This is a genomic window from Stenotrophomonas sp. DR822 (genome assembly GCF_019793815.1).
In the GTDB taxonomy this organism is placed as follows: domain Bacteria; phylum Pseudomonadota; class Gammaproteobacteria; order Xanthomonadales; family Xanthomonadaceae; genus Stenotrophomonas; species Stenotrophomonas indicatrix.
Genome location: NZ_CP081826.1, coordinates 2,884,027 through 2,896,485, shown reverse-complemented (window position 1 = coordinate 2,896,485; position 12,459 = coordinate 2,884,027). Strand labels below are relative to the sequence as shown.

The window sequence follows — 12,459 nt, the reverse complement described above, 5'->3', positions numbered from 1 at the left end:
CATTCATGTTCGAGTCAGAAATATCATGCAAATGAACGAATTCACGGCGTTTTTCGCCTGAATGCGACTCAGTGCGCCTCGTCCCAGTTACTGCCTGTACCGGTATCAACTACCAACGGCACTCGCAACTGTGCCGCTTGCGACATGCGCTGCACGACATTGCTACGCAGTTCTTCGATGAAACCGGCCTCGGCTTCGAAGACCAGTTCATCGTGCACCTGCAGGATCATCCGCGCCGGGGCGCCGCTGTCCCGCAGCCACTGGTCCACGTCGACCATCGCGCGCTTGATGATGTCCGCGGCGGTACCCTGCATAGGTGCATTGATGGCTGCACGTTCAGCACCGGCACGCAGGCCCTGGTTACGTGCATGAATGTCGTTCAGGTACAGGCGGCGACCGAACAGGGTCTCCACGTAACCCTGCTCGCGGGCCTGCTCGCGCATGCGCTCCATGAAGTCCCGGACGCCCGGATAGCGACTGAAGTACAGCGCCACGTAGTCCTGCGCCTGGCCACGGTCGATGCCGAGGTTGCGGGCCAGTCCGAACGCACTCATGCCGTACATCAGGCCGAAGTTGATGGCCTTGGCCGCGCGACGCTCGTTGCTGGTCACTTCTTCCAGGGTGCGGCCGAAGACCTCGGCGGCGGTGGCGCGGTGCACGTCGGCGCCCTGCTCGAAGGCCCGCACCAGGCCCGGGTCTCCGGACAGGTGGGCCATGATCCGCAGCTCGATCTGCGAATAGTCGGCCGCCAGCAGCTGGAAGCCTTCCGGGGCGATGAACGCACGGCGGATGCGACGGCCATCCTCGGTGCGGATCGGGATGTTCTGCAGGTTCGGATCGGACGAGGACAGGCGGCCGGTGGCGGCACCGGACTGGTGGTAGCTGGTGTGCACCCGGCCGGTATCGGGGTTGACCATCTCCGGCAGCTTGTCGGTATAGGTGCTGCGCAGTTTGGCCAGGCCACGGTACTCGAGGATCACCCGGGGCAGCTCGTGCTGCTCGGCAATCGCCTCCAGCGCCTCTTCATTGGTGCTGGGCTGGCCCTTGGGAGTCTTCACCACCGCCGGCAGCTTCAGCTCGTCAAACAGCACCGCCTGCAGCTGCTTGGGCGAATCCAGGTTGAAGCTGCGCCCGGCCAGTTCGGTGGCCTTCTGCTGCGCGGCCAGCATGCGCGAGGACAGGTCCTGGCTCTGCCGGCGCAGTTCGTCGGTGTCGATCCGCACGCCATTGGCCTCGATGCTGGCCAGCACCGGCACCAGCGGCATCTCGATGCTGCGGTACACGCTGTCCAGGGTCGGTTCGGCCAGCAGCTGCGGCTGCAGCGCGTGGTGCAGGCGCAGGGTGATGTCGGCGTCTTCGGCGGCGTAGCGGCCGGCCTCGTCGATTCCCACCTGCGAGAACGAAATCTGCTTGGCGCCCTTGCCTGCCACGTCCTCGAACTTGATGGTGCTGTAGCCCAGGTAACGCAGGGCCAGCGAATCCATGTCGTGGCGGGTGGCGGTGGAATTGAGCACGAAGCTCTCAAGCATGGTGTCGTCGTGGTAGTCCTGCACGTCCACGCCATGGCGGCGCAGCACGTGCAGGTCGTACTTGCCATGCTGGCCCAGCTTCTTCTTCGCCGGGTCCTGCAGCACCGGCCGCAGCGCATCGAGCACCTGCGCCAGCGGCAACTGTGCCGGGGCGCCGGGATAGTCGTGGCCGACCGGGATGTAGGCAGCCTTGCCCGGCTCCACCGCCAGGCTGATGCCGACCAGGCGCGCACGCATCGCATCCAGTGCGTCGGTCTCGGTGTCGAAGCTGACCAGGTCAGCCTGCTGCACGCGCGCCACCCAGGCCTGCAGCTGCTCGGTGGTCAGCACGGTCTCGTACTCGCCGGGCGCCGACAGCGCCGGATCGAGCTCACCGGCAGGCGGCGCTTCGGCGCTGCCACGGGCAAAGCCGGCGGCGGTGCCACGCAGGCTCGGCGTCGCGTCGTTGGCCACTGCAGGCGCCGGTACCGGCCCGCCCAGCTCCTTCAATGCCTGGGTGAAGCCGTAACGCAGGTACAGCTCGCCCAGGGTGGGCACATCCGGATCACGCAGGGCCAGCGTGGTCGGGCTGGCGTCCAGCGCGACGTCGGTGCGGATGGTCACCAGCTCCTTGTTCAGCGGCAGGCGCTCCAGCGCGGCGCGCAGGTTCTCGCCGATCTTGCCCTTCATGGTCGGCGCCGCCGCCATCACCCCGTCAAGATGCTGGTATTCGGCCAGCCACTTGGCAGCGGTCTTCGGCCCGCACTTCTCCACGCCGGGCACGTTGTCGACCGCGTCGCCCATCAGCGCCAGCAGGTCGACGATCTGGTCGGCGCGCACGCCGAACTTGTCCATCACCGCCGCGTCCGAGTCCATGCGGCTGCCGGTCATGGTGTTGACCAGCTCGATGCCTGGGCGGACCAGCTGGGCGAAATCCTTGTCGCCGGTGGAAATGGTGACCTTCAGGTCCTGCGCCACGCCCTGCAGGGCCAGGGTGCCGATCACATCGTCGGCCTCCACGCCTTCGATGCGCAGGATGCTGATGCCCAGTGCTTCGACGATGCGGCACATCGGCTCGACCTGGCTGCGCAGTTCATCGGGCATCGGTGGTCGGTTGGCCTTGTACTGGTCGTACAGGTCGTCGCGGAAGGTCTTGCCGGGGGCATCGACGACGAAGGCGACGTAGGCAGGGCGCTCCTTCAGCGTCGAGCGCAGCATGTTGACCACGCCGAACAGCGCGCCGGTGGGCTCACCCTGTGCATTGGACAGGGGCGGCAGCGCGTGGAACGCGCGGTACAGGTAACTGGACCCGTCGATCAGGACTAATCTGCTCATGTGTCGATTCTACGCGCCTGTTCCTGCATCGCGGCGACACGGCAGCGACGCGGCGTTGGGGCATAATCAAGGCTCTTTCCAGGCAAAGGCCCCGCCGATGAAGACCCTGATGCTGGCTTCCCTGCTCCTGCTTGCTGGCTGCGCCAGCATGGGCGGTGCGGGTGTTCCCCCGGTGGACGTCAAGGGCGCCGATGTTTCCAAGCGCACGATGAACAACGGCGACACCATCGAGGAATACCGGGTGTCCGGCCAGTTGCGCATGGTCAAGGTGACGCCGGCACGTGGCGCCCCGTTCTACATGTATGACAAGAACGGCGATGGCCGCTTCGACAACGACAAGGATGGCGTGTCGCCGGTGTACTGGAAGCTGTACAGCTGGTGATGCGGCCGGGGTCGGATCCCTTTCCACGGGAAAGGGCTCTGACCCCATCGAGGCGATCGGCACGGCCCATCCACGCATGGCGTGGATCTACCGGGCACTGCGGTGGCCCCATCCACGCATGGCGTGGATCTACCGGGCATTGCGGTGGCCCTATCCACGCATGGCGTGGATCTACCGGGCATTGCGGTGGCCCCATCCACGCATGGCGTGGATCTACCGGGAATTGCGGTGGCCCCATCCACGCATGGCGTGGATCTACCGGGCATTGCGGTGGCCCCATCCACGCATGGCGTGGATCTACCGGGAATTGCGGTGGCCCCATCCACGCGTGGCGTGGATCTACCGGGAATTGCGGTGGCCCCATCCACGCATGGCGTGGATCTACCGGGCATTGCGGTGGCCCTATCCACGCATGGCGTGGATCTACTGCGCATTGCGGTGGCCCTATCCGCGCATGGCGTGGATCTACCGGGCATTGCGGTGGCCCCATCCACGCATGGCGTGCACCTTTGACGGTGAACTGGAGTAGATCCACGCCATGCGTGGATGCTCTTCGGGCCGCCGATAAAAAACAACGCCGGCGCGCATCCTGCGGCCGGCGTCGGGTCCCCTCCCCGGGAACGCTTCCGTATCAGCGGATGACCAGCACCGGCAGCGTGCTGCGCGCCAGCACCTCGGCGGTCTGGCTGCCCAGCAGCACGCGGGTGACGCCGCGGCGGCCGTGCGAGGTCATTACGATCAGATCGCTGTTGCGCTGGCCCGCCGTCTCGATGATGCCGTCGGCCGCGTAGCGGTCCAGCACATGCACAGGATTGGCGGTGATGCCCTGCTCGGCCGCCTTGGCCAGGGCCGGCTGCAGCACCTTCTGCGCGCCTTCCTCGCGGTCGGCCTTGTACTCCGGGCTGTTCATGTAGCCCACGCTCCAGCCCATGGCGTCGTACATGCCGACGGCCCAAGGCTCGGAGACGGTGACGATGTCGACCTCGGCGTTGAGGTCCTTGGCCAGCTCCAGGCCCTTGGCCAGGCCCTTGTCGGCCAGCTCCGAGCCATCGGTGGCGATCAGGATGCGCTTGTACATGGTGGGGCTCCGCGGTGATCCAGCCAGTGGGAACGACACCATTACACAGCCTGTGTGGAGATCGTGCCTTGCGCAGGATCAATCCGGCAGCGCGCAGCGATGCCTGGGCAGCGCGGCATGATCGGCCGACGCGCCCAGGATCGACAGGCGGCTGGGATGTTCCGGTAGCGCCGGGCCATGCCCGGCGGGCACTCAGGCCTGCACCGTCACCCGCCAGCCACCGTCGTGCGGCTGCCAGTCGAATTCCACCGGCAGGAACTTCTCGATCAACCGCGCATTGCTGACCAGGTGATCGCTCAGCAGGTGGGTGGTGAACGCGCCGCCGCCCGCCAGCGCCATCGGCAGCAGCAACTGGTCGGACAGGTACTCGCCAACAGCACCGGTCCCGTCCAGGTACTGCTTGACCTGCCCGGCCAGGCGCGCCCCGACCTGCTCAGCGGAGACACTGCGCTCGCCGTGGCCGCTGAACACCTCCACGTGATCACCATGACGCACGCGCACCAGGGCGACGTTGCCCGGTCCCAGCGCCGGCCGTATCGACTGCACGTTGCGCGGGTGCGGGTCCACGCCCAGCGTCTCGGCCAGTACCTGCAGTTCGCGCAGGCCGATGCCGCTGGACAGCCCGGACATCAGCACCTGTGCCTCGATCGCCTGCAACGGTGCACGCACCTCCAACGACGGCGGCTGCAACGCCGCGCACGGCTGCACCTGCACCTCCATCACGCCACCGCCCGCCGGATGGAAGCCGTGCTGCAGCAGCTGCATCGACGCCTGCACGCCCATCCGGCCCAGCGCCGGCAGATAGCTTTCGGCGATGAAGTCCGCGCTGGGCGCCAACGGGTTGTGGGTACCGCCTTCCAGGCGCAGCTGCGACGCCCCCTGCGCGCGCCACAGTGCCGGCAGCACGGTCTGCAGCACCAGCGTTGCCGAGCCGCTGCTGCCGGTCGCGAAATGATAGTCGCCCGCGCTCACCAGACCTGGCTCGAAGCGCAGTGAGGTAGCGCCCAGTTCTGCACCGTGCACACAGGCGTTGCCGACCCGTGCCGCAGCGTTCACCGCGGTCAGGTGCTGGCGCATCAACCCCGGCTTGCGCCGGATTGCGCGGATGTTGTGCAGCGTGAAGCCGGTGCCGGTGCACAGGCTCAGGGTCAGTGCCGAGCGCAGCAGCTGTCCGCCGCCGTGCCCGCCATCCAGTTCAATCATGTCCATCTGTCTGTTCCTCCGTGCCCGTTGTTCGATGCCGGGCCTTGCTGCCGTGCGCGGCGCAGTGTACGCCGCGCACGGGTTGCCTCATCCCTTCACGCACACCACCTGGCGCAGCGTGTGCACGATCTCGACCAGATCGCGCTGGGCCTCCATCACCGCCTCGATCGGCTTGTAGGCCGCAGGCGATTCATCCACCACCTCCGCATCCTTGCGGCACTCCACGTGCGCGGTGGCCTTGGCGTGGTCATCCACCGTGATCAGCTTGCGCGCCTGGGTACGGCTCATCACGCGGCCGGCGCCGTGGCTGCAGCTGTGGAAGCTGTCCTCGTTGCCGAGGCCACGCACGATGAAGCTCTTGGCCCCCATGCTGCCCGGGATGATGCCCAGTTCGCCCTTGCGCGCACTCACCGCGCCCTTGCGGGTCAGCATCACTTCCTTGCCGAAGTGGGTCTCGCGGTTCACGTAGTTGTGGTGGCAGTTCACCGCCTCGGCCTCGGCCTCGAACGGCTTGCTGATCACCGTGCGCACCGCGGCCACCACGTTGCGCATCATCACCTCGCGGTTCATGCGTGCGAAACGCTGCGCCCAGTCCACCGCGAACACATAGTCGCCGTAGTGCTGGCTGCCCTCGGGCAGGTAGGCCAGGTCCTGGTCGGGCAGGTTGATCATCCAGCGGCGCATTTCCTGCTTGGCCAGCTCGATGAAGTAGGTGCCGATGGCATTGCCTACGCCACGCGAACCGGAGTGCAGCATGAACCACACGCGCTGCTCCTGGTCCAGGCAGACCTCGACGAAGTGGTTGCCGGTGCCCAGCGTTCCCAGGTGCTTGAGGTTGTTGGTGTTCTTCAGGCGCGGGTGACGCTCGCAGATCAATGCGAAGTCATCCACCAGCTGCGCCCAGCCCTCAACGGCCAGTTCGGGCGGCGTGTCCCAGCTGCCCTTGTCACGGCCACTGCGAGTGACGCTGCGGCCGTGCGGCACCGCCCGCTCGATCGCGCTGCGCACTGCCGACAGGTTGTCCGGCAGGTCGCTGGCAACCAGCGTGGTGCGCACTGCGATCATGCCGCAGCCGATGTCCACGCCCACCGCCGCAGGAATGATCGCGCCGATGGTCGGCACCACCGAACCCACGGTCGCGCCCTTGCCCAGGTGCACGTCGGGCATCACCGAGATCCACTTGTGGATGAAGGGCAGCCTGGCGATGTTCTGCAGCTGCTGGCGCGCCTGGTCTTCCAGCGGCACGCCGCGGGTCCACAGCTTGATCGGTGCAGCGCCCGGCTGCTGGATCACGTCGTAATTGAGGGTGGTCATGGTGATGTTTCCTTTCATCCAAAGCAAAAACAAAGAAGGTGCGGTGACAAAGGGGGTGGAACATTCCGTCACCCGCGTTGCCGCGGAGGACGGCCGGGACTTGAACCCGACCCCGAAGGGCTTCCGATGTAGTTCCACCTGCATTCCCCGCGCAACGAAAGCGAAGGTGCCGGCAGCACGACAAGAATCTGGAGGAACATCCTGCTCTACCACTGAGCTACTGCCGCGTTGCCGTGGCAGGCGGGAGTCGAACCCGCGACCTGGAGCTTAAGGGGCTGTAGTTCCTCCGGCATTCGCGCTGCCGGCATTGAAGCGGTGGCACCGTTGCCGGTGCCGTTTGAAAAGGTGCGGTGACAAGGGAGGTGGAACGTCTGCTTCCTCACGACAGGCAGGAAACGCGGGACTCGAACCCGACCCCGAAGGGACAACCAATGTAGTTCCACCAGCATTCACCGCGAAAACGAATTCCTGGCCCTGCCCGGCTGGCCCCATTGCCAGCCGGGCGGTCCGTGCGGCCTCCCTGCCGCCTTACAACGCCATGTCCTGGATGCGCTCGACCCAGCTGCTGCCGTCCTCGGCCGCAGCGGCGTACTGCGCCATCAGGTCGAACACCGCATCGCTGAAGCCACCGATGTGCAGCACGTCACCGCGCTGCACGGTCTGGCTGCTGGCCACCGGCTGCAGGTCGATGCACACCAGCCGCGCCTGTGGGCAGCGACGCTTCAATGCATCCCACTGCAGCATCGTGGCCGTCTGGCCGCCCTGGCGGGTGTCACGCCAACTCTCGTTGTCCGACACCAGCACCACCAGGTCCACCGGCTCGCGCCGCAGGTTGAGGTAGTGCAGCGGCGCGCTGACCGACGTACCACCGCCGTTGATGGCCAGCTGGCGGGCCAACGTCATCACGCTGTCGCGCGGGTTCAGGCGCACGTGGCGCACCTCGGTATCGAACGGCAACACCTTGGCCTGCGGCTGACCGCGCAGCACGCAGGCTGCAACGAGTGCCGCCACGTCCACGCAGCGCGCTGCCGTGCTGGAGCCCTTGCGGTAGCCGGTTACCGGCGACTGCATGGAACCGGACACGTCCACCGCCACCACCACCCGCCCGGGCAATGCCGGGGCCGACGCCGTGGCGATCTCCATCGCGTCCTGCAACGCTTCCAGGATCGCCGCCGGCAAGCCACCGCCGGCGTGGAAGGCCATCAGCAGCTGGTAGGGCAGTACGCGGGCACGACGCACCTGTTGCGGATCACGCAGGCGCTCTGCGATCACCTGCACCATCGCCGGATCGTCGAACACGCCATGGCGGGCGAACGTGTTGAGGTTCATCCGCATCGACTGCCACGATGCATTGCGGGCCAGTGCCGACCACTGCGCCGCGTCCAGCGGCAGCGTGCTGTAGTACTGGAACGGCAGGTCCGGCGGCAGTCCGCGCAGGTCACGCTTGAACGCCTCGTACGCCTGCACCACTGCCGGCAGCTGCGCCTCGTCGCAGGGACGACCGATGATCCATGCATACAGCGCCTTGCGCTCGGCGTTGGCCGGCTTCGGGTGCACCATGCGGATCACATCGGCCAGCGACGGCTGCTGGCCGATCGCCGCACGCACCAGCGTTTCCGCCGACGCCTGCTGGATCCACTCACGCACCCTGCGCTTGGGCAGCGAGCCCAGCGAGCGGCGCCCCACCTGGCCGCTGCGCATGATCTGCACGAAGGTGCGCAGCTGGCGGCCGTTGTCGATCACCCGCGGGAACGCCAGGGCGAACGCCTCCGGGTCGCGCAGGCTCAGCACCGCCAGCAGCAGCGCCGGCATGTCCTTCATGTGTGCGACCTGGCGGGCGTACAGGGCGGTGCGGGCGATGAAGCGCGGCTCGACCTGCGCGGTCAGCGCCAGCACCTGCTGCAGCTGTGCCTCGGCGTCGCTGTAGAAGGTGTTGTTCAGGCACCCGGTGGCCGCATACAGCGCCAGCGCCGCACGCGGGTCGCGGCGGTAGGCCAGGCCACCGGCTTCATTGACGGTGTCTGCCTGCGGCGGCTGCGGCGTGCGCATCCAGGAGAAGAGCGAAAGGTTGGCCATGCTGATGTCCTCGGCGGGAACAGCCCGCGTCGTGTCTTGCCGGATATAGAGCAATGGCCGTGCCAACTTTTGCGAAACCATCGCATGCCATTGATTTTGAAATGATTTCAGTGAAACAAGACTGTCCTGCCCAGCGAACATCGGCGAAAAGATATATATTTCCCGCGCCTCTTTTATAGGAATGGATATGGCGCGTCGGCAGGTGGTATTCGGCATGCTGGGCACCCAGCTCGACGCAGGCGAGGGTCCGGGCCGCTGGCAGAAGTGGCGCCCGACCGTTTCGCTGGGCATGCATGAGGATTTCCTGCCCGACCGCATCGAGCTGCTGCTGGATGAGCGCCGCTACAGCAAGCTGGCGCGCGTGGTCTGCGAGGACCTGGCGCAGGCCGCGCCGGGCATCAGCGTGCAGCGTCACGACACCTACCTGGCCGATCCATGGGAATTCGAGGGGGTCTACGCCTCCCTGCACGACTTTCTCGCGCGCTACCCGTTCCAGCCGGAGGAGGAGGACTACTACGTCCACATCACCACCGGCACGCACGTGGCGCAGATCTGCTGGTTCCTGTTGACCGAGAGCCGTCATTTCCCCGGACGGCTGCTGCAGACCTCGCCACCGCGCAAGCAGGACGGTGCCGCCGGCACGTACGCGATCATCGACCTGGATCTGTCGCGCTACGACCACATCGCCCAGCGCTTCGCCCAGCAGCAGCTGCTGGATCGCGACCTGCTGAAGGGCGGCATCGCCACCCGCAACGCCGCCTTCAACCGGATGATCGAGCAGATCGAAACGGTGGCCACCCGCTCGCGCGCGCCGATGCTGCTGATGGGACCGACCGGCGCCGGCAAGAGCCAGCTGGCCAAGCGCGTGTTCGAGCTGAAGAAGCTCAAGCACCAGCTGCCCGGTCGCTTCGTCGAAGTGAACTGCGCCACGCTGCGCGGCGACGGTGCGATGAGCACCCTGTTCGGTCACACCAAAGGCGCCTATACCGGCGCTTCCAGCGACCGTGCCGGCCTGCTGCGCTCAGCGCACCAAGGGCTGCTGTTCCTGGACGAGATCGGCGAACTCGGCCAGGACGAACAGGCGATGCTGCTGCGGGCGCTGGAAGAGAAGCGCTTCCTGCCGGTCGGCAGTGACCGCGAAGTGGAGAGCGATTTCCAGCTGATCGCCGGCACCAACCGCGATCTGCAGCAGTCGGTGCTGGAAGGCCGCTTCCGCGAAGACCTGCTGGCGCGCCTCAACCTGTGGACGTACCACCTGCCCGGGCTGGCGCAGCGCATGGAAGACATCGAGCCGAACATCGAGTTCGAGCTGGAGCGCTGGTCGCTGGACCAGCATGCGCGGGTGCGCTTCAACACCGAAGCGCGCACGCGCTATCTCGCATTCGCCACCAGCCCGGAAGCGGCGTGGCGCGGCAACTTCCGCGACCTGGGCGCGTCGATCATGCGCCTGGCCACGTTGGCCAGCGCCGGGCGCATCCAGATCGAGGGCGTGGAGGACGAGATCGCGCGCCTGCGGGCACAGTGGCGCGGCGGCGATGCGCCGTCTCCGCTGGATGCCCTGCTGGGCGAGGCCGTGGACGCGCTGGACCGTTTCGACCGCGTGCAGCTGGAAGAAGTGGTGCGGGTCTGTGCACGCTCGAAGTCGCTGTCCGCCGCCGGGCGCGAGCTGTTTGCGGTCTCGCGCACGCAGCGCGCCAGCACCAACGACGCCGACCGCCTGCGCAAGTACCTGGCGAAGTTCGGGCTGGACTGGGAGCAGGTGCGGGGGCCGGCCCGGTAGCGCGACGGCCCGGCTTGTGCGTGCACTGGCCACGCCGCATGCCACGCTCCGGTAGTGCCGGCCGCTGGCCGGCAGCCGCCGCTATCCCGACAGGCCGGCCCCACCCGAAACCGCAGCTTCAGGCGATCTGCACCACGCGTGCGTTCTGGCACAGCGGGTAGCTGCCGACGAACTCGGCGATCGCCTCACGCATCGCCTCGAACGACTGACCGTACATGTACAGCGCGGTCTCGCTCGGGCCCTGCCACCAGCTGCAGATCTCGCCCAGGCCATCGATGCGCTCGGACAGCTGCTCGAACACGTGGTTCGAATCGCACTGCTCGTACACCTCGTCCGGCAGGGTCAGGCCATCCAGGTAGATGGCCAGGCCTTCGGTCACGCCGAAGCTGCGGTCGGCCTCGCCTGCGCCCTGCACCTGCGACCCCTTCGGTGCCCCCAGCTGCTCCAGCAGGTCGACCAGCTTCGGCACACCCGCGGCATCGGCCAGTGCCACTTCGATATCGCCGTACTCGACTTCGCCCTCGTCGGACATCGCGGTACCGCCTCCGGTTATCCCGCCCAGCTCGGCCGCCTGCAGCAGCGCGTCCAGCGGATCCTCGAACAGCTCATGGCGATGCTCGGGCTGCAGCCTGGCGTTCAGCTTCACGGTGACATGCAGCGTGGGTTCGGTCATGAGGGCGTTCCTGGGAGATGTGGCCGCCATTGTAGAACTGAGCCTGCCCGACTGCTTCTCCCTGACCAAAGCCACTCCCCGCGCCTGGCAGCCGAGCGATAATGCGCGGCGCAAGGACACCATTCCAACAGGGGGAATACATGAAGTCGATCATTACGCTGGCACTGCTGCTGTTGCTCACCGGCTGTGGCATCCGCACCGAAGTGGTGCGCGTGAACGTGCCGGACATCCGGGTGAACCCGGAGCAGGGCCCGGTGGTGGTGGTGGCCCCGGTGCGTGACAGTCGTCCGGTTTATTTCCCGGAGGTTGCGGCAGCCGACCGCGCCAAAAACATTGCCGGGGTGGTTCGGCAAGGCAACGGCGTTCTCGTCTCCGTCGAGTCCACCACAGCGGCGGACAAGACGCGCGAAATCATGATCCAGGCATTGCGCAACATGGGTTATCGCACCGCCGATCGGTGCGAAGCGTCATGCACGCTGTTGGAGACCTCGCTCACCGATTTCTCGGTCAAGATGCCGGCGAACTTCTTCCGGATGGTGTCATCCACACAACAAATGCTGGCCGACATTTCGGTGCAGGTCGTTGCGCGGAGGGACGGTCAAACCCGAACCTTCACCGCCACCGGCCATGGCGCAAACATTTTCCAGGTGCCGTCACGCGAGAACTGGGAGATCGCCCTGGAGCGCGCGGTGAAGAGCTTCAGCAGCAGCCTGCAGCAGTCCATGTCCGAACAGGACACGGCCGCGCAACCGCAGGCGCAGGACTGATCGCCGCCCGGGTCAGCGCAGGAACGGGATCACTTTGCGCTTGAGCAGTTCCACCAGCACCGGGTCCATGTACTCGTAGTCATCGGGAATATCCAGGCAGATCACCCGCTTGCCGTTCAACCATGCCTTGTAGCGGCTGGAAAGCCGGTTGCGGTGCGCCCGCTCCATCACGAACACCAGATCGGCCCATTGCAGGAGCTCGGGGCTGAGCACTTCCTCGGCGTCGGCGAGCAGCCCGGCCGAGGCGGTTTCGACGCCCGGCCAATCGGCGAACACCTGCTCCGCCGTCGGGCTGCGCAGACGGTTCTGGCTGCAGAGGAAGAGCACGTTGCGGGTCATCAGC

At 66.7% G+C, this 12,459-nt stretch carries 10 protein-coding genes; 3 read left to right on the top strand and 7 right to left on the bottom strand.

The features are described 5' to 3' along the window. Positions 1 to 68 precede the first annotated feature (68 nt). Positions 69 to 2,843, bottom strand: coding sequence for a DNA polymerase I (gene polA, locus K5K93_RS13270; protein ID WP_222388132.1), 2,775 nt, complete (start codon positions 2,841 to 2,843; stop codon positions 69 to 71). A 97-nt stretch (positions 2,844 to 2,940) separates the two neighbouring features. On the opposite strand from polA, the gene K5K93_RS13265 reads away from it, so the two are divergent. Beyond that, a complete protein-coding gene (locus K5K93_RS13265) occupies positions 2,941 to 3,225 on the top strand; it encodes a DUF2782 domain-containing protein (RefSeq protein ID WP_222388131.1) in 285 nt (94 codons plus the stop codon). A gap of 631 nt (positions 3,226 to 3,856) precedes the next feature. On the opposite strand, the gene K5K93_RS13260 is transcribed toward K5K93_RS13265, so the two are convergent. The 4 genes from K5K93_RS13260 to K5K93_RS13245 all read right to left on the bottom strand — a co-directional run bounded on the left by K5K93_RS13260 (position 3,857) and on the right by K5K93_RS13245 (position 8,896). Beyond that, positions 3,857 to 4,303 carry a universal stress protein gene (locus K5K93_RS13260; RefSeq protein WP_025878044.1) on the bottom strand — a complete coding sequence of 149 codons (447 nt, stop codon included), beginning with the start codon at positions 4,301 to 4,303 and terminating at the stop codon, positions 3,857 to 3,859. Positions 4,304 to 4,495: 192 nt separating this feature from the next. Then, positions 4,496 to 5,512 (bottom strand): RNA 3'-terminal phosphate cyclase, encoded by a 1,017-nt coding sequence (gene rtcA, locus K5K93_RS13255; protein WP_222388130.1) that lies wholly within the window; start codon positions 5,510 to 5,512, stop codon positions 4,496 to 4,498. Positions 5,513 to 5,593: 81 nt separating this feature from the next. Next, positions 5,594 to 6,820, bottom strand: a complete 1,227-nt coding sequence (locus K5K93_RS13250; protein ID WP_222388129.1) for an RtcB family protein — start codon at positions 6,818 to 6,820, stop codon at positions 5,594 to 5,596. Between the two features lie 528 nt (positions 6,821 to 7,348). After that, the gene (locus K5K93_RS13245) at positions 7,349 to 8,896 is read right to left on the bottom strand and encodes a VWA domain-containing protein (protein WP_222388128.1); all 1,548 of its coding nucleotides are present in this window, start codon (positions 8,894 to 8,896) and stop codon (positions 7,349 to 7,351) included. Between the two features lie 187 nt (positions 8,897 to 9,083). Here K5K93_RS13245 and rtcR point away from each other — a divergent pair, with 187 nt between their 5' ends. Next, on the top strand, positions 9,084 to 10,676 hold the full coding sequence (gene rtcR, locus K5K93_RS13240; RefSeq protein ID WP_025878051.1) for an RNA repair transcriptional activator RtcR: 1,593 nt from the start codon (positions 9,084 to 9,086) through the stop codon (positions 10,674 to 10,676). Positions 10,677 to 10,794: 118 nt separating this feature from the next. Here rtcR and K5K93_RS13235 read toward each other — a convergent pair whose 3' ends face one another. After that, positions 10,795 to 11,349, bottom strand: coding sequence for a hypothetical protein (locus K5K93_RS13235; protein WP_222388127.1), 555 nt, complete (start codon positions 11,347 to 11,349; stop codon positions 10,795 to 10,797). A gap of 140 nt (positions 11,350 to 11,489) precedes the next feature. On the opposite strand from K5K93_RS13235, the gene K5K93_RS13230 reads away from it, so the two are divergent. After that, entirely contained in the window at positions 11,490 to 12,116 is a 627-nt protein-coding gene (locus K5K93_RS13230) for a hypothetical protein (protein WP_261311845.1), read from the top strand. A gap of 12 nt (positions 12,117 to 12,128) precedes the next feature. On the opposite strand, the gene K5K93_RS13225 is transcribed toward K5K93_RS13230, so the two are convergent. Beyond that, complete coding sequence (locus K5K93_RS13225; protein WP_059065622.1) at positions 12,129 to 12,455, bottom strand: low molecular weight protein tyrosine phosphatase family protein; 327 nt, start codon at positions 12,453 to 12,455, stop codon at positions 12,129 to 12,131. Between the last annotated feature and the right edge of the window lie 4 nt (positions 12,456 to 12,459).

Excerpts from the sequence above, each read along its gene's own strand:
- polA (WP_222388132.1), bottom strand. The coding sequence starts at position 2,843 with ATGAGCAGATTAGTCCTGATCGACGGGTCCAGTTACCTGTACCGCGCG.
- K5K93_RS13260 (WP_025878044.1), bottom strand. The coding sequence starts at position 4,303 with ATGTACAAGCGCATCCTGATCGCCACCGATGGCTCGGAGCTGGCCGAC.
- K5K93_RS13225 (WP_059065622.1), bottom strand. The coding sequence starts at position 12,455 with ATGACCCGCAACGTGCTCTTCCTCTGCAGCCAGAACCGTCTGCGCAGC.
- K5K93_RS13265 (WP_222388131.1), top strand. The coding sequence starts at position 2,941 with ATGAAGACCCTGATGCTGGCTTCCCTGCTCCTGCTTGCTGGCTGCGCC.
- rtcR (WP_025878051.1), top strand. The coding sequence starts at position 9,084 with ATGGCGCGTCGGCAGGTGGTATTCGGCATGCTGGGCACCCAGCTCGAC.
- K5K93_RS13235 (WP_222388127.1), bottom strand. The coding sequence starts at position 11,349 with ATGACCGAACCCACGCTGCATGTCACCGTGAAGCTGAACGCCAGGCTG.
- K5K93_RS13230 (WP_261311845.1), top strand. The coding sequence starts at position 11,490 with ATGAAGTCGATCATTACGCTGGCACTGCTGCTGTTGCTCACCGGCTGT.
- K5K93_RS13245 (WP_222388128.1), bottom strand. The coding sequence starts at position 8,896 with ATGGCCAACCTTTCGCTCTTCTCCTGGATGCGCACGCCGCAGCCGCCG.
- rtcA (WP_222388130.1), bottom strand. The coding sequence starts at position 5,512 with ATGGACATGATTGAACTGGATGGCGGGCACGGCGGCGGACAGCTGCTG.
- K5K93_RS13250 (WP_222388129.1), bottom strand. The coding sequence starts at position 6,820 with ATGACCACCCTCAATTACGACGTGATCCAGCAGCCGGGCGCTGCACCG.